Raw genomic sequence first — 16,906 nt, forward strand, 5'->3', positions numbered from 1 at the left:
GGGAAGAGCTGGTGACTTTTTTATATTTATGATGCTTCTTTTTTCGCTTCTTCTTCTTTTTCTCTGTCCTCGTTCACCATTTTGATGAAGGACCAGCCTAACATCGGCAGAATGATTAACAATGGGAAACCACCGATGATGCTGATGGTTTGCAGTGTTGTCAGTCCGCCCATGTTCATGAAAATCATTGGCAGGATGGATAGTGCCAATGCCCAGAATAGGCGATTCCAGCGGAGCGGTTCTCCTTCGACATGCTTCTGGACGACCGAAGCGATGACGTAAGAACCGGAATCGTACGTAGTTGATAAGAATATGGTCGCAAGCAGGACGAAGACGATGATGGCAAGTGTTGAAAGGGGCAGTTCTGTCAAAGTTCCGATAATTGCCGCCGGTGCGCCCTGCTGGTTCAATGTTTCAATGACCGGATATTGTCCGCTCAATTGCAAATACATGGAATAGTTTCCTAGAATACCGAAGAATAGTACGGTACCGAGGCTGCCGAACAATACGGTGCCGAAAACGATCTGGCGGATGGTTCGTCCTTTGGAAATACGGGCGATGAACAGGCCGACAAACGGGGCGTAGACAATCCACCATGCCCAGTAGAAGACCGTCCAGCCTTCCGGGAATCCTGTCCGTTCAAACATAGCGAGATCATTGAATGGCTCAGACCATGTGCTCATCAGGAAGAAGTTATCCATCATTCTTCCGAGCGCAGTCCCCGTTGATTCTGTGATAAAGGTCGTCGGTCCCACCGCAAACACGAAAATCAGCAGGATGAAGGCGAGCCAAAGGTTGATATCACTCAGCCTGCGAATGCCTTTTTGCAGTCCGGAGTAGGCACTGAGACCAAAAATCATCGTACAGAACATCAAAATGACGGACTTGGTTGTCATTGTGTCCGGGATGCCGACGAGGTGATTCAGCCCGGCAGAGATGATTGGCGCAGATAGCGCTAGACCGGTCCCGCCACCGCCAAGGAGGCCGAACATGAACAGGATATCAACGAGACGTCCAATCGGACCGTCGGTATATTTTCCAAGTACCGGACGGCAAGCTTCGCTGATTTTGAATACTTTCGTTTTTTTAACAAAGAACATGTAGCCGATCGGCAGGGCAGGGATCGCGAACATCGCCCAGGCGATCGGCCCCCAGTGGAAAAATCCATAGGTGGCTGCCCATTGGATCGCTTCCTTGGAGCCGGGTTCCAGTCCGAATGGAGGACCTTCATAATAATATGCCCACTCGATGACACCCCAGTACAGAATGCCGGTCCCGATTCCACTTGTAAATAGCATGGCAGCCCAGGAGCTTGTTTTGAATTCGGGCTTCGTGTCTTTTTCCCCGAGCTTGATGTCCCCGTACCTGCTTGTTCCGATGAACATCAAAAAAAGGAGCAGGGCCAGGCCCACGCCTAAAAATAAGAAACCTAATCGCTGTGTCATTATTTCATTAATGGCTAAAACTACCTGTTTTCCTTGTGTTGGAAAAACGATTAGGGGCAGGGATACGAGTAATAATAAAGACAGCGCCCCTCCAAACGTTTTCCAATCCATGAGTTCTTTTCTCAAAAGAATCCTCCTCTATGTGTTGAAATTACTTCTGTTTTAATCGACGTTTAAAACTGTACAATCCAGACGGTTTTCTTTCAAAGATGATATAAGGCAGGAAACAGGAGGATAGAGCATCTTATAATATATGCGCGGAGTTCAGTCGCTTAAATCACTAATTTTGCTGATTAATATTGAAATGTGAATGTAGGGATGTATTTAGAGATTATTTTTATAAATGGTTTGAATATTAACAGTCCGGATGGTATAGTTTTAACGGAATCAAAAACAACAATCACCTTTTGAAGGAGGAATTGTCATGAAAAATAAAGTGATCCTTACTTCTGCCGTAACAGGAGCAGGAGATACGATAAAGAAGAACCCGAATGTGCCAGTCACACCAAAAGAAATTGCGGAGTCAGCGATTGAATCTGCGAAAGCAGGCGCGACGGTTGCCCATGTGCATGCCCGTGATCCGGAAACTGGCGGAATCAGTCATAATGTCGAGCATTACCGTGAGATTGTCGACCGTATCCGTGATTCAGAAACCGATGTAATTATCAATATCACTTCCGGTGGCGGCGGAGACTTCATCCCAAGCCTGAACACGCCGGCAGCAGGTGGAGACGGTACGGATATCCAGACGCCTGCTGAGCGTCATGAACCGGTTGGCGAACTGCTTCCGGAAATGTGCACGCTTGACTGCGGAAGCACTAATTTTGGCGACATGATTTATATGAGCCCGACGGATTGGCTGCGTGATCAGGCGAAGCTTATCCAGGAAAGTGGAGTCAAACCGGAGCTGGAATGCTTTGATACTGGCCATGTCCGTTTTGCCAATCAATTAGTAGCAGAAGGTTTGATTGATGGTGAACCGATGTATCAGTTCTGCCTTGGTATTCCTTGGGGGGCAGCGGCTGATGTGGAAACCATGTCTTATATGAAAAATCGCATTCCGGATAATGCGCACTGGTCCGCATTCGGAATCGGACGGATGCAGATGCCGATGGCTTCTCAATCCGCACTTCTGGGCGGAAATGTACGTGTCGGGCTCGAGGATAATATCTATCTGTCTAAAGGTGTTGTGGCGAAAAACGAACAGCTCGTTGATAAAGCAGTTACCATGTTGAACGGGCTGGACTTGGAGCCGATGACACCACAGGAAGCAAGAGAATTATTGAATTTACGTAATCCGAACGGGGGTAAATAAATATGACAGTACAAAAAGCAGCAGTAGTCGGAACAGGAGTTATTGGAACAGGCTGGATCGTCCGAATGCTCGCTAACGGATACGACGTCGTTGCGACGGACCCGGCAGAAGGTGCAGAAGAACGCATGCGAAAGGCCGTTGAACAGGCATGGCCATATGCGGAGCAACTAGTGTTAGCGGAAGGTGCATCGAAGGAACGTCTCACGTTTGAAAAAGATTTGGCGGAAGCGGTGAAAGATGCAGATATGATCCAGGAAAACGTCCCGGAAGTGGAAGAACTGAAACAGCGTGTACTTCAGGATATCGATCGTCATGCCAAGCCGGATGCGCTGATCGGCTCCAGCACGTCAGGGATCATGCCATCTGAACTGCAGGCAAACCTGCAGCACCCGGAGCGGTTCGTCGTAGCACATCCATTCCATCCGGTTTATATTTTGCCATTGGTGGAAGTCGTACCAGGAAAACAGACGACGACGGAGAATACAGATAAGGCGAAGGCTTTTTACGAAGCGATCCAGATGCGCGTCCTGCTGGTACGTCATGAGATAGAAGGTCATATCGCAGACCGCCTGATTGAAGCAATCTGGCGCGAGTCACTTCACATCGTCAACGAAGGGATTGCGACAACTGAAGAGGTGGACAAAGCGTTTACGCATGGAGCTGGAATGCGTTATGCCCAGTATGGCCCGTTCTTGACCTTCCATTTAGCCGGCGGTGAAGGCGGCATGCGCCACATGCTGAAACAGTTCGGCCCGGCATTGAAAAAACCATGGACGAAGCTGGAAGCCCCGGAACTTACGGATGAGCTGTACGATAAAGTCGTGTCAGGGTGTGAAGAGCAGTCGAACGGCATGTCCATGAGTGAACTGGATGCGCATCGGAACGAATTTTTGGTCAAGTTATATGATCTCGTCCAGGAATACTGGCCAAAAGAAACAGAAAAAACACGCATGTAAGGAGGGAATCGTCATGGACTTTCGTTTTCAACAAACCGTACCTGCAGCGTGGGTGGATTACAATGGCCATATGAATGATGCGGAATATAACCGGGCGTTCAGCCAGGCGACCGATGCCTTCATCGATCATATCGGTTTAGATGAAGCGGCTCGCAGTGAGTATAATTATACGATTTTCACACTCGAAACCCATATTTGCTACCTGCAGGAGATGAAAGAGGGACAAGCGTTCGAAATTACTTCCCAGGTGCTTGATTACGACCAGAAGCGGATCCATCTGTTTTTATCGATGTACAATGCGGATGGCGATCTCGTAGCGACCTTGGAAGAAATGCTGATGGGGATAGACGTGAATGAAGGACGAGGTGCGCCTTTTCCTGAGCAGATCGAAGAAAAGATAGCGGGTATGTTTAAAGAACAAAAAGGATTGGAAAAGCCGAAACAAGCTGGAAGAGTCATTGGCATAAGAAAAAAATAGGAACCAAGAAAAACAGACGCCTTAACCTCCAAAGCAAGGTAAAAGGCGTCTGTTTTTAATGATTAAGACTGCTGGAGTAGGACACATATTCGTTAGGGAGGAACATGTGGGAGCTAGGGCAGAAGTTGGTTGGGTTAGGAAAGAAGTTATTGTCGTTAAGGCAGAATTTTTATTGATATATGAATCTTGTCCATGTCATCGACAAAGTAGTTCAGCTCGCTTTCGTGGTCAGCAGGACAAGCAGCCATTCAATGGAAGCACCTGAACTTATATATTAGCGGGAACTATTGAAGTTTTGCCTCTTTAATACATTTGCAACGATACCTCCGATTTGTCTGCCTAATCTTAATCCTTCATCATTATCCACCTTGAAATGTACGCCGGCATACAGACGTGACATAGCGCATTGCTCCATCGTGTTCTTTATATCGGTTGCATCTGCCGGAAATACATACCTTAATATCGCATCTGCACATCCTGCCACCGTAGCATGGGCCGAAGGGTAGGCGGGAAATCGGGGTGTAGGAAGAATTGGGGTGATGTTCCGGCCGTATTGGTTGGGGCGCGCTACATCCCAAAGGTATTTCAAATACCATGAAATCACAAAGGAATCATTAATTCCAGCATGAAAATAAGCCAGGATTCTAGCTATATAGGGGGATCCGAGTCTGTATTTTTTTGCTAAATGGAAGATGATCGGGGTCATGTTTTCCGTTGTTTCGGAGTTTCCCCAGTAGTTTGCGATCTGAATCTGTTGGGGTGTCAGGCGTGATAACGTTTGTTCCACCAGCAATAATTCGCTATCCCAATTAATTTCAGATGGATTTTTAATTTCCCACTTAATCTGGTTTCCTAAAGGATCGAGAAAGGAATTGTTTTCTCCCCTGGAAATAAAAAACATTGGGTAATAAGCTGCTGAAGGATAAGGTGTCGGAGGATTTTGCTCGCCTTGGTAAGGATATGCTGACCACCTTCTGTAAGTAGTTCTCATTGTTCCAGCCCCTAACATTTTTGCTTATTGCCTAAAAATATATGGGGGAACGGGAAGAATAAGAACCTTGATATTGAAAGATTGCTGGTGAATGTCACGAGCAGTGGCGGGCTTTTTGCTGGCATTCTTTTTTTCAGAAGAGTAGAATCTTAGTTTAATAGTGTTCCAACGAATGAGAAAGGTGTTTGAGAATCATGTTACATAATCCAACTGGAAAAGAGCGCCTCGGGCTGGCATTATTGCTCGGCATGCTTGGGGTTTTAGGCCCCCTGAACATAGATATGTATTTACCAAGTTTCCCTGGTATTGCTGATGATTTTGGGACGAGCGCCTCGTTTGTACAACTTAGTTTAACCACCTGTCTTATCGGACTTGCTGTAGGTCAAATTGTCGTTGGGCCGATCAGTGATTCGCAGGGAAGAAGAAGACCGCTTCTGGTATTTATTTTCCTGTTTGCGTTGGCATCGCTTTTATGTGCTCTGGCTCCGAATATTTACATTTTTGTGATTGCCCGGTTTTTACAAGGTTTCACTGCTTCGGCTGGCGTTGTTTTATCGCGGGCTGTCGTACGGGATGTTTTTAGTGGCAGAGACCTGACGAAATTCTTCGCACTCTTGATGGTCATTAATGCGACCGCACCAATGATTGCACCAATGACAGGGGGAGCAATCCTGCTGTTGCCATTTGCCTCGTGGAGTACGATTTTTTATTTCTTATTTTTAGTCGGACTAATCATTGTCATTACCATGTATATTAAATTACCGGAAACACTGCCAAAAGAAAAACGGATTCCAAGTAAGCTTGGGGAAACGATTCGTACGATCGGCCGGCTGCTGAAGGACCGTTCCTTTATCGGTTATGCGTTGACGATCGGATTTGTTCATGGTGGCAGTTTCGCCTATGTTTCGGGAACTCCCTTTGTTTATCAGGGCATCTATGATGTCTCCCCGCAGGTTTTCAGCATCCTGTTCGGAATTAACGGACTTGCCATCATTTCCGGCAGTGCTATTATCGGGCGCCTGGGTGGTATCATACACGAAAGGAGCCTGCTGCGAGCTGCTGTCATCATTGCCGTGAGTGCTACTTCTTTCCTCCTGATCATGACCATTATCGAAGGGCCGTTAGCAACTCTGGTAATTCCGATATTTATTTATATGACGTCCATGGGGATGATACTGACAAGCACGTTTACGCTTGCGATGGAGCATCAGGGACATCGTGCCGGAAGCGCGAGTGCCGTGTTAGGAATGCTTCCGTTATTGTTCGGATCGCTTGTTTCTCCTCTTGTCGGCATCGATGAATCGACCGCCGTACCGATGGGGGCCACTTTATTCATTACCGCTTCGATCGGCTGTGTGATGTTTTTTACATTGACGAAGAAAAACCAATCAGCGGCAGCTTAGTATTGTCAAAAATAAAGTGGCCTGTCCCTGTTTAATGAGGGGCAGGCACTTTTAATTTACTCTTTGAGCTTGAATCTTCTGCCTAATCTCCGCTATGTTCCGCCCTAACGCTTACATGTTCTTACTTAACCTGCAAAAAAACGAAAATCATCTTTAAATATTGCATGCTAATCATTTAATGATTGGGAAGCCAGCCATTCCATAATCGTAGTTATTTTTCCATTGATTTTTGTAGAGGGGTCATTATTGAACAGATAAATCCATGAACAATGACTATGGTATTGGTATGGTGATCCTTCGCCACGTTTGTACAGCCCCGTTTTATCATGGACATCATCGTATAGGGATAGAAGGACATTGTCTGCGCCAGCTTCAATCATCCGGTTATACGTTGGAATGGTGTAGAGCTTAGGCGGTAAAACAGTGTCGTCTTTAGCATGAACGAACCACGTTGGCGTCCTTATCATATTTTTAAGGTCTGTTTCGGAAATCAGCGAGTCATCCAACCCTTCACATACCGGAAATGCGGCCGCGAAATACCCAGGGTAATCGCGAGTCATAAGCAACGTCATATATCCGCCATTCGATGCTCCCCCAATGTATATTCTATTGGTATCGATTGCAGGGTGGTCTGAAACATAGGCTTTGATTAAAGCCATCAATGCCTCCTTGTAAATGGAAGTTCCATCCGCTTTTCCCGTAAACCCGTCCATCCATCTCGTCGGAGCTTGGGGAACCAATATGTATGCCCCATCAAAGTATTGTTGTATATCCTCTGTGGCAAAACTGACAGCCTTGTTAGCAGACAGGGGAAGCGTTGGGTCGGTGCCGCCTTCTCCGCCGCCATGAAGCCAAATGAGCAATGGCCTTTTCTGATTGTTTTTCTTCGGTACGTAATCAGCATAGGTCAAGGCAATATCATGATGTGTGAATTTTCCGGTCGAAAAATCCTCTACAACTTTTTTTATGTCTCCAGCAAATGTGTCAATAACCAACCCGGAAAGGGTTTCATTACCAAGTTTGATATCTTCCGCTTGTGTGATTGTATAGTGTGAATCGATCCACTGATTAGCTTCCCCATCAAAATGATGAACCGAACCCAATTTATCAGTAGGCCCGATTTTCATATCTAAGCAAATGAATTTTTCATCCTTTGCAGCCGGGAGTCCTTCCTCATTACAAACATAGGCTTTTGTTACGGGACGGTAGCCTTCATCCAGCAATGGCGTATCTAACCGTTTGTCGAATCTTTGCACATAAACGTTAAATGTTTTCTTGGTAATGGAGCTGACGGGTATTGTTTTGCCTAAATGAATAATCACCTTTGTAACCACAGGACCCCAGTCCTGAACCTCTGTGACAGTACGATAAGACATGTCCTTTCCTGTTAAAATAATTCTCAACCTCCCCGAAGTGATATACACTCATAGTCTCTTCATTTAAGGTTACCATGTTTTTCATTAAGAGGTTTTGTTAAAGCTTAATATTAATATTAGGCAGGAAGCAATCCAGTATCTAATAAATTACTCATTGAAATGGTAAAACAAACCAAAGTATAGTACTTAAAACCTGAATTTTGACAAGCCGTGAAAAATTTCTGAAAATTATATTGTAATCGCTTTCAAGTTTAGCTATAATTTTTATTGAAACGTTTCAATGAAATGTTAACTTGCAGATGAAAGCTTAGAGAAGAGGGAATATATTGGCTACTTTAAAGGATGTAGCAAAAAAAGCTGGCGTCAGTTTAGCAACTACTTCTTATGTAATGAATGGAAGTAATCTTATTACTGATGGAACGAAAGAAAAAGTTCTATCGGCGGCGAAAGAACTAGGATATCGCCCCAATGGAAATGCGAAAAATTTGAAGAAGAACAAAACCCATATCATCGGCTTTTTCTTAAGTGGATTCACGGGACCGTTTTTTAATGAATTGTTAGAAGGTATTCAGGATACGGTCATTAAGAAGGGCTATGAGATGGTCGTATGTGCCTCTGACGATAAGCACCGTTTATTGTTGGAACAATACGTGGATGGTGCCATTATCCTGAATTATCATATCGACGATAGTTTACTGGACAGTCTGGCGAGTGAAAAGTTTCCGTTGGTTGTTCTGGATCGAGATCTGAAAAATCCTCATATCAGCCAGGTTTTACTTCCGAACAAACTTGGCATGGAGCAGGTCGTTGATCATTTAGTAGAAGAAGGACATAAGCGGATCGGTTTTATTGCCGGATCTGAAGAATCGTTTGATGGTGAAAGTCGTTTGGAAGGATTCAAAGAATCCCTTGCCAATAGAGGTTTGGTGTTTGATGAGAATGATTTGATCAGGGCTGATTTTACAGAAATCAGCGGTCTTCTCAGCATGAATGAGTATCTGGACAAGCAAGATGATTATCCGACAGCGTTTGTTTCTGCCAATGATGAAATGGCGATGGGGGCGATCAAAGCCGCACAGCAAAAAGGCTTGAAAGTTCCAGAAGATATCGCTTTTACTGGTTTTGATGATATTGACTTAGCCCGCTATTTTCAGCCATCTTTATCAACCGTCTGTGTCCAGAAAAAACAATGGGGACGGATTGCTGCAGAAACATTATTCCATATGCTGGATAAAAAGGCCGCTGTGGCAGAGGAGGAGATTACAATTGAATTTATTCCGAGGAAATCAAGCATGAAAGGAGTGAAGGTAGATTAAAGTAGAAAACGAAAAAATCATTATCAATGGTAAAGAGACGTTGCTTTATGGAGCTGAACTTCATTATTTCCGTATCCCTAAACAGGACTGGCGCAGCCGTATCCAGGAAGCGAAAGATGCTGGAATCAATATGATCAGCACGTATGTACCGTGGATGTTCCATGAATATGAAGAGGGCTCCATTGACCTTACAGGGGAAACGAGGGGTGAACGCGATTTCCAGGCATTTTTACAAGTGGTGTCTGAAGAGGATATGTATTGTCTTGTTCGTCCGGGCCCCTATGTCATGGCGGAAATTGTGGATCACGGGGTTCCAGCCTGGTTCATTGAAAATTATCCGGAAGCTATGGCACAGACAGATGAAGGGAAGGCACATCCGACAAGGGTGGTCAGTTATATGCACCCGACCTTTTTAGAAAAGGTGGAAAACTGGTACAACGAAGTCTGTTCCATCATTAAGCCTTATCAGGTCGACGCAGGCGGCCCGGTGATCATGTTCCAGCTTGACAATGAAGTCGGCATGTTCCATTGGGTTACCAATCAGGGTGATTACAATCAAGTGACGACCCAACAATTCGAACGATACTTAAAAGAAAAACAAGTGGCAGAAACTGCAAATCTTGAAGTCTATGAAACTGCCTACAATATCGATAAGCCGGTTACCTATATGGTGAATCATCCCGAGGAACCTATTGCGCAACTACTTAAAAATGAATATTACCTGTTTATGCGAAATCATTATCGTATTTATCTTGAACACTTGAAAGACCTGGCGCACCAAAAGGGCATAAGCGTTCCTTTTGTCGTCAATATACACGGTTTTCATACGATCGATTACCTGAAAAGGGGCACCATGTACCCGATTGGTGTGGCGCAATTGATGGAAGCGGCGAAAATGGAAGATACCATGATGGCCGGCGATTATTATATAGGCAATATTGAGTTTGATAATTATGTCGATGTCGTACTGGCCAATGCTTTTACAAAAGCAATTCAATCGCCGGATCAGCCGCTGTTTTCAGCTGAGTTCCAGGGCGGATGTTCTTCTGATAAGCCGCGATTGCAGCCGAGCACCTTCGATTTGACGACACGTCTTTGTTTTGCGAATGGGATGAATGCCGTCAATTATTACATGTTCGTCGGTGGCGAAAACTATGAAAATATCGGGTTGAATGGAAGAAGGCATGAATGGCAGGCACCGCTGTCAGCTTCTGGAGAGAAGAAACCGCATTTTCAGACAATCCAGCACTTAGGAAAGATGTTCCATACGTTTGAAAAATCATTACTTGATTCGACCCAAACAACCAATACTTGTGTGGCGTTTTATCCGGATTACTACATGACGGAATATAGTAATCTTTTTTCTTCCACCATTATTGAAACGTTTCAACGGGAGCGAGATCTCCATCTCTACAACGGTGTAGCGAGGGGATTGCGAGTCAATAACATCATTTTTGAAAGTCTCAATATCCAAAACAGCGAGCGGATCAATGTAGAAGAAGTGCCGACGCTGTGGATGTTCTCCATGAACTGGATGGATGCCCGTGTGCAGCAGAAGCTGGTCGATTATCTGGAAGATGGCGGACACTTGGTTCTGTTTCCATCTATTCCTGCCAAGGATATTAATTACAACGCTTGTACGCTGCTCAAAGATTACATCGATGTTGGTTTGAATGGCAGGAAGACTGGTTTTGCCACGGTTGGTGACATCGATAGCGTCCAAACGAAATACATGGAGACATTCGACGTGGATGAAGGTGCATTTGCCTGGTCGGAAGATGAGGACAAGAGTGTTGCGGCTTTTGAGAAGAAGTTGGGTAAAGGCAGGGTGACTGTTTTCGGTATCGGCCTGGAGCTTAATTACCATTATCAATATGACGTGGTTCAACAACTGGCTGAACGAGTGGGCATCACAAGCAGCTTTACATTAGAAGATGAACTGGATATCTCTATAAGAGAGATTGCTAAAGATAGTTATTTTGTGTTTCTCCATAATTTCGATGAATACAAGAAGGTAACTCCCATTCAAAAAGATGCACAACCATTATTTGATGGCGCATCGATTACAGTTCCGCCGAAAAGCGGGTTGATGCTTCCGGTTAATATTCCAATTACGGAGGATGTAAAGCTCCTATATGGTACGGCAGAAATCTTTGATGTTACCCGGACCAAAGACACGTTATCCCTGGATGTGAAACTGAAACAGACCGAGGATGAAATCGTGTTGGAATCGACACGCTGGCAGCCATTGGAAACTGCTGGAGTGGAGGTGGAGAAAAAAACGGACCATCAGTTCAAAGTCAAACTGCTTCCATCAATGGAAGAAAAAGTGACAATCAATTTTGTTGAAGCTACTTAAGCCCTTTGATTTACCAAAAAATTAGAAGAGGTGTATAAGATGAAAAAATGGTTTTCTTTCGTATCTTTGTTTGCGATTTTCGCACTTTTGGTTGCTTGTTCTGACGATTCCCAGTCAGAAGGAAAAGAATCAGATGATGGTGGCAGTGACAGTGGGGAAGAAGTAACCCTTTCCATAGCGAGTTGGTCGTTCGGTGCAGAAGGAGAAGCAAACCTGGATCGTATGATGCTGGAAGCGTTCATGGAAGAGCACCCGAACATCAAGGTGGAAATTGATGATTCCATCAGTGATCCTTGGAATGAATCTCTCGCTTCAGCAGCCAGTGGCGGTGAAATGCCGGATGTGTACGCAGTTCCTCATTTACCGACTGCTATCGCTAATGACTGGATGCTGGATGTTACGGAGTATGTGGAAGCAGATGAAGACTATGACACTCTGCCTGATACCGTAAAGGAAGCTAACTCATATAGTGGGACAGTATATGGCATTCCTGCTGCTCAACACATTCTTGGTTATTACGTAAATAAAGATTTGTTCAATGAAGCGAACCTGGATGTTCCATACCTTGGCATGAGTATCGATGAATTTACTTCAGCTGTAAGTAATATTACGAATGTTAACCAAGGTGTCATCGGTTTGAACGAAGCCAATGCCATTCCTGAGTGGTACCCCGCTGCTGCAAGCGACGAATTGGGCTGGTATACATTCAATGATGGATTTCATTTAAATAGTAACGAATTTATTAGCGGAATCGAACTGGCAAGTAATATTAATACGAATGGATATGCTTATGCCACTTTATCGGAAGATGAAAAAGCAAACTTCGACGGTGAAGATGCTAATGAAGTATGGATGAACAGTGGTATCGGAATCAGATGGGATGGCAGCTGGGCAATCGGTGTCTATGAGCAAAACGCGGACTTCGACTGGGATTTCATCGGTATTCCAGGTGATAGAACCGTCATTACCCACGACTATTATGGTATTTCCAGTGCTACAGAGCATCCGGAAGAAGCATATGAGCTAGCGAAATGGATGGGCTTTGGTAAAGAAGGATACATGAAGCGGATGGAAATTGCTGATGCGGAAGAAGAAGTAAGCCTTAATGGTGTACCTTTGCTGAACGATCAGGAAGTGCTGGATGCTTACTTTGAAAGAGTAGACGTGCCAGGTCTTGAGGAATCTTACGAGAACATTGAAAATGCGGTGGTTGAACCGTTCAAAACGACACCTGGATATGGACAAGCACGATGGGAAGCACCGACTGGCGTAGCCGTAGGGGAAGAAGGAAATGCTACGATGGGTGCTTTGATTGATGCAAGTACCAAAGGAGATATCAATATCGAAAATTATACGGGCCAGATCAATGAGCTGGCTAATCAGAAATACCAGGAAGAACTTGAAGCAATCGGAGAGTAAAGCTTTGAGAAAGGTTGAGGAGGTAACATCATGAAATCTAAAGTGCTGTTATGGTCGCTATTAGTGGTGTTTTTTATGCCCCAGTCGATTGCTCAAGCGAATGGTGATGAAGACGGAATTGATGCTGTCGAACAAGTCGAAGAACAGAGTTATCGCCTCGAACTCAACGAATGGAAGGAACAAGGTTTGGATAGCACCGCTCAATTCGAGCGTGCTATCCCACCTTCTTCATTTACAGGAATTGATGATGATGCATTATTACCATCTTCGGAGAGCCAAGGTTATGGGGATCGCGTATTCTATTGGCGTAATCAAAAATCATTAACGGTTGAAGTAGAGGTAGAAGAAGAAGGAGTATATGAGATTGGTTTTGATTATTTACCACAAGGTGATTTGATAATGCCAATAGAGGGTGCAATCCAGGTTAATGGTAAATATCCTTTCTCAGAGAGCAGGCAGATCGTGTTTCCGAGTAAATGGAAAAACGAAACGGAAGATTTCGAAACCGATCGCTCAGGCAATGAAATCATTCCGAAGCAGCAGCCTATCAAGGAATGGTCGCATGTAAAAGCCGAGGATTCTACATACATGTACAAACGCCCGCTTAAATTTCATTTGAATGAAGGAAAAAATACGATTACATTACTTAACTTAAGGGGCGAGATGCTAGTTGGTGATGTTCATGTTACTTCCCCTAAGCAAATCCCTGATTATCAAAGCTACTTAGATAATCATCCGGATGCGGATAAACAGAAGGAATTGAAGGTATTTGAAGCAGAACATCCTTCTGAGAAAAACAGCTCTTATATCAGACCGGAGTCGACAGAGGACCCATCCGTACACCCTTATGATAAAGATAACCTGCTATTGAACACATTTGGGGGCGATTCCTGGAGTGAGCCGGGGCAGACAGTCAGCTGGGAAGTGGATGTCGATGAAGCCGGGTTCTATCAATTGACATTCAAGGCGTTACAGGATAAAGAATCAAAATCCCCTGTTTACCGGAAATTATTGATCAATGGACATGTTCCTTTTGAGGAAGTGGAACAGTACCAATTCCAATATAGTAAGAAATGGTTCAACGAGACCATTAGTAATGAAGATGGAGACCCTTACTTCTTTTATTTAGAAGAAGGAACAAACAAGATAAGTCTGAAAGCAGATCCCTCTATTCATTCGCGTGTCTTATTTGTAATCGATGAAGTCATGCGGGAGATTGATAAGTTATCCTTATCGATTCGAAAGTTAGTGGGTAATCAGTCAGGATCCCGAGATTGGGAGATTGAAGAATATATCCCTGGCATCGATAAACAAATAGAGGGCTGGGCCGGACAATTGAAAGAAGAAGTGGCCTATCTCCGTTCGCTAAGTAGTGGGGAGGATTCTACTGAGGTTACTTCTTTGAATATCGCGATCGATAAGTTAGAAAAACTGGCAGCAGAACCGGATGAGATTCCGAATCGCCTGACCCAATTATCGACAGGCTCTAATTCCGCTGCCCAGCTGCTGGGTGAAATAGCGATGGACCTTTCTGCACAGCCATTGTTATTGGATCGCTTCTATGTTCACGGAGACACTGGACTCCCGGATGCTGAGGCTGGATTTTTAACAAAAGCGAAAGACTCGGTCGTAAGCTTTTTACAATCATTCGGAGAAGATAATCTCGCTACCTCTGAAGTCGCGGACGATACGCTCGAAGTGTGGGTGAACCGTCCGAGACAGTATGTTGAATTGCTTCAGAATATTACGGATCAGAATTTTACACCGGAAACAGGGATCAAAGTAAAGTACTCTTTGATGCCGGATGAACAAAAGCTCGTTCTGGCAAGCGCTGCCAACACGCAGCCGGATTTGGCCCTTGGGATCAGTAACTGGGTGCCGTATGAACTTGCGATTCGTGGAGCTGCCGTGGACTTGAGACAATTCGAAGACTTCAACGAGGTAGGGAAACAATTTTCACCAGGTGCATTCCTGCCGTTAGTGATAGAAGATGGTGTCTACGCTTTACCTGAGACGCAGGACTTTTTCGTCCAGTTTTACAGAAAGGACATCATGGAAGAGTTGGACATCCCTATCCCAAATACATGGGATGAAGTGACAGAAATTTTGCCGGAATTACAGCGCTATGGGATGAATTATTATACCCCATTAGCACAGGAATCTGCGTTCAAAGCATTCCAGGTCACTACACCGTTCATCTATCAGTTTAACGGCAGCCTATATGAAGAAGATGGCATGGGAACGACCATTGATGAAGAGAATGCATTGGAAGGTATCCAGTTCATGGCTGATTTAAGTACGATTTACAGCATGCCATTGCAGGTGCCGAAATTTTATAACCATTTCCGGTACTCGACGCTTCCTATCGGTGTAGCGCCATTTGGGACCTATGTCGAGCTGACAACCGCCGCTCCGGAAATCTCCGGGTGGTGGGATATCACCCCGCAGCCTGGGATCGAACAGGAAGATGGCACGGTGGAAAGATGGGCACCTGGTTCCGGCCAGGCATCGATGATTTTTGACGGGAGCGGTAAAAAAGAAGATGCCTGGGAGCTGTTGAAGTGGTGGATGTCGACAGAAACTCAGACAGAATTTGCCGTTACGTTACAGACGTTATTCGGACCGGAATATATGTGGAACACAGCGAATCTCCAATCGTTTGAACAATTGCCATTGCCGGAAGAGCACAAAGAAGTCGTCCTCGAGCAGTGGAAGTATTTAAGGGAAGTACCGAAAACACCGTACTCCTATATGGTAGAACGTGAGATTAGTAACGTATGGAATAAGGTCGTCTTTGATGGCGAAAATGCCCGTGCCGCTGTCGATGACAGCGTGATATTGATCAATCGTGAAATGCGGAGGAAGCTTGAAGAATTCGGTTATATGGAAGATGGTGAAGTGGTCAAGCCGTATACGATCCCGACCATAGAAACAATCGAAAGGTGGCTGGAAGCAGATGAATAACAGAAATTATTTAAGTACATCCATATTTCTGGCGCCTTACTTGATCCTGTTTACAACATTCATCGTCATCCCGGTGGCGATTGCCATCGGTTTGTCTTTCACGTACTTCAATACCATCGAAATGCCGTCGTTCATCGGACTGTCGAATTATGTCAATATCATCACGCAGGACAACACGTTCATGCAATTTGTATTACCTAACACACTGATTTTCTCACTGATTGTCGGACCTGGCGGTTACATCCTGGCCTTTTTACTGGCCTGGATGCTAGCCCAGATTTCCAAAGGTCCGCGAACGGTACTCGCCTTGATTCTATTCTCCCCGTCCATGACAGCGGGTGTGGCGATGGCCGTCGTTTGGAAAATCATATTCAGTGGAGATCAGACCGGTTACTTGAACAATTTACTGATTTCAATGGGGTTCATCCATGAACCGATCCAGTTCCTGCAGTCGCCGGACTACTTGATGCTCATTATGATTCTCGTGACCTTGTGGGGGAGTATGGGTGTCGGTTTCCTCGCGATGTTATCCGGGGTGCTTAACATCGATAAAGAAATCTATGAAGCGGCCTATATCGACGGAATCAGGAACCGTTTTCAGGAAATTATTTATATTACGATTCCTTCGATGAAACCACAGATGCTATTTGGTGCCGTCATGGCGGTGGTTACCACGTTTCAGGCCGGGGCAATCGGGGTTGAACTCTCGGGGCAGAACCCGACACCGCAATATGCCGGTCAGCTGATCGTCAACCATCTGGAGGATTTCGGGTTCATCCGTTATGAAATGGGATACGCTGCCGCGTTGTCCGTACTATTGCTTTTGTTCATCTATGGATTTTCACGGGTGGCTATGAAGCTATTTGCAGAAAAAGATTAATAGG

At 44.9% G+C, this 16,906-nt stretch carries 12 protein-coding genes; 9 read left to right on the forward strand and 3 right to left on the reverse strand.

Going from position 1 to position 16,906, the window contains the following annotated elements; all coding sequences use genetic code 11:
* Positions 1-26: 26 nt before the first annotated feature.
* Positions 27-1,571 (reverse strand): BCCT family transporter, encoded by a 1,545-nt coding sequence (locus ACGTN9_RS11330; protein WP_499592837.1) that lies wholly within the window; start codon positions 1,569-1,571, stop codon positions 27-29.
* Positions 1,572-1,869: 298 nt separating this feature from the next.
* On the opposite strand from ACGTN9_RS11330, the gene ACGTN9_RS11335 reads away from it, so the two are divergent.
* Genes ACGTN9_RS11335 through ACGTN9_RS11345 form a run of 3 tightly spaced genes read left to right on the forward strand, consistent with a single transcriptional unit; the run spans position 1,870 to position 4,194 of the window.
* A complete protein-coding gene (locus ACGTN9_RS11335; RefSeq protein ID WP_499592839.1) occupies positions 1,870-2,760 on the forward strand; it encodes a beta-keto acid cleavage family enzyme in 891 nt (296 codons plus the stop codon).
* A 2-nt stretch (positions 2,761-2,762) separates the two neighbouring features.
* Entirely contained in the window at positions 2,763-3,716 is a 954-nt protein-coding gene (locus tag ACGTN9_RS11340) for a 3-hydroxyacyl-CoA dehydrogenase NAD-binding domain-containing protein (RefSeq protein WP_499592841.1), read from the forward strand.
* Between the two features lie 13 nt (positions 3,717-3,729).
* On the forward strand, positions 3,730-4,194 hold the full coding sequence (locus tag ACGTN9_RS11345) for a thioesterase family protein (protein ID WP_499592843.1): 465 nt from the start codon (positions 3,730-3,732) through the stop codon (positions 4,192-4,194).
* Positions 4,195-4,468: 274 nt separating this feature from the next.
* Here the strand turns inward: ACGTN9_RS11345 and ACGTN9_RS11350 are convergent, their stop codons facing one another.
* Positions 4,469-5,185 carry a vanadium-dependent haloperoxidase gene (locus ACGTN9_RS11350; protein ID WP_499592845.1) on the reverse strand — a complete coding sequence of 239 codons (717 nt, stop codon included), beginning with the start codon at positions 5,183-5,185 and terminating at the stop codon, positions 4,469-4,471.
* Positions 5,186-5,379: 194 nt separating this feature from the next.
* Here ACGTN9_RS11350 and ACGTN9_RS11355 point away from each other — a divergent pair, with 194 nt between their 5' ends.
* Positions 5,380-6,588: a Bcr/CflA family efflux MFS transporter gene (locus tag ACGTN9_RS11355; RefSeq protein ID WP_499592847.1), complete on the forward strand. Its 1,209-nt coding sequence runs from the start codon at positions 5,380-5,382 to the stop codon at positions 6,586-6,588.
* A gap of 167 nt (positions 6,589-6,755) precedes the next feature.
* Here ACGTN9_RS11355 and ACGTN9_RS11360 read toward each other — a convergent pair whose 3' ends face one another.
* Positions 6,756-7,964: a prolyl oligopeptidase family serine peptidase gene (locus tag ACGTN9_RS11360; RefSeq protein ID WP_499592849.1), complete on the reverse strand. Its 1,209-nt coding sequence runs from the start codon at positions 7,962-7,964 to the stop codon at positions 6,756-6,758.
* Positions 7,965-8,290: 326 nt separating this feature from the next.
* On the opposite strand from ACGTN9_RS11360, the gene ACGTN9_RS11365 reads away from it, so the two are divergent.
* From ACGTN9_RS11365 to ACGTN9_RS11385, 5 genes are read left to right on the forward strand one after another with little or no spacing between them, the layout of a single operon-like run.
* Positions 8,291-9,280, forward strand: a complete 990-nt coding sequence (locus ACGTN9_RS11365; RefSeq protein ID WP_499592850.1) for a LacI family DNA-binding transcriptional regulator — start codon at positions 8,291-8,293, stop codon at positions 9,278-9,280.
* 22 nt (positions 9,281-9,302) lie between these two features.
* Positions 9,303-11,639 (forward strand): beta-galactosidase, encoded by a 2,337-nt coding sequence (locus ACGTN9_RS11370; RefSeq protein WP_499593040.1) that lies wholly within the window; start codon positions 9,303-9,305, stop codon positions 11,637-11,639.
* Between the two features lie 39 nt (positions 11,640-11,678).
* On the forward strand, positions 11,679-13,058 hold the full coding sequence (locus tag ACGTN9_RS11375; RefSeq protein WP_499592852.1) for an ABC transporter substrate-binding protein: 1,380 nt from the start codon (positions 11,679-11,681) through the stop codon (positions 13,056-13,058).
* A gap of 30 nt (positions 13,059-13,088) precedes the next feature.
* Entirely contained in the window at positions 13,089-16,022 is a 2,934-nt protein-coding gene (locus ACGTN9_RS11380) for an extracellular solute-binding protein (protein ID WP_499592854.1), read from the forward strand.
* Positions 16,015-16,902 carry a carbohydrate ABC transporter permease gene (locus tag ACGTN9_RS11385; protein WP_499592856.1) on the forward strand — a complete coding sequence of 296 codons (888 nt, stop codon included), beginning with the start codon at positions 16,015-16,017 and terminating at the stop codon, positions 16,900-16,902. Before ACGTN9_RS11380 ends, ACGTN9_RS11385 begins: the two co-directional genes overlap by 8 nt.
* The last annotated feature ends 4 nt before the right edge of the window (positions 16,903-16,906 follow it).

This window comes from Halobacillus sp. B23F22_5 (assembly GCF_043497085.1).
Taxonomy (GTDB): domain Bacteria; phylum Bacillota; class Bacilli; order Bacillales; family Halobacillaceae; genus Thalassobacillus.

Bases quoted from the DNA above. Each gene is read 5' to 3' on its own strand.
- ACGTN9_RS11335 (WP_499592839.1), top strand. From the start codon at position 1,870: ATGAAAAATAAAGTGATCCTTACTTCTGCCGTAACAGGAGCAGGAGAT.
- ACGTN9_RS11340 (WP_499592841.1), top strand. From the start codon at position 2,763: ATGACAGTACAAAAAGCAGCAGTAGTCGGAACAGGAGTTATTGGAACA.
- ACGTN9_RS11345 (WP_499592843.1), top strand. From the start codon at position 3,730: ATGGACTTTCGTTTTCAACAAACCGTACCTGCAGCGTGGGTGGATTAC.
- ACGTN9_RS11350 (WP_499592845.1), bottom strand. From the start codon at position 5,185: ATGAGAACTACTTACAGAAGGTGGTCAGCATATCCTTACCAAGGCGAG.
- ACGTN9_RS11355 (WP_499592847.1), top strand. From the start codon at position 5,380: ATGTTACATAATCCAACTGGAAAAGAGCGCCTCGGGCTGGCATTATTG.
- ACGTN9_RS11360 (WP_499592849.1), bottom strand. From the start codon at position 7,964: ATGTCTTATCGTACTGTCACAGAGGTTCAGGACTGGGGTCCTGTGGTT.
- ACGTN9_RS11375 (WP_499592852.1), top strand. From the start codon at position 11,679: ATGAAAAAATGGTTTTCTTTCGTATCTTTGTTTGCGATTTTCGCACTT.
- ACGTN9_RS11380 (WP_499592854.1), top strand. From the start codon at position 13,089: ATGAAATCTAAAGTGCTGTTATGGTCGCTATTAGTGGTGTTTTTTATG.
- ACGTN9_RS11385 (WP_499592856.1), top strand. From the start codon at position 16,015: ATGAATAACAGAAATTATTTAAGTACATCCATATTTCTGGCGCCTTAC.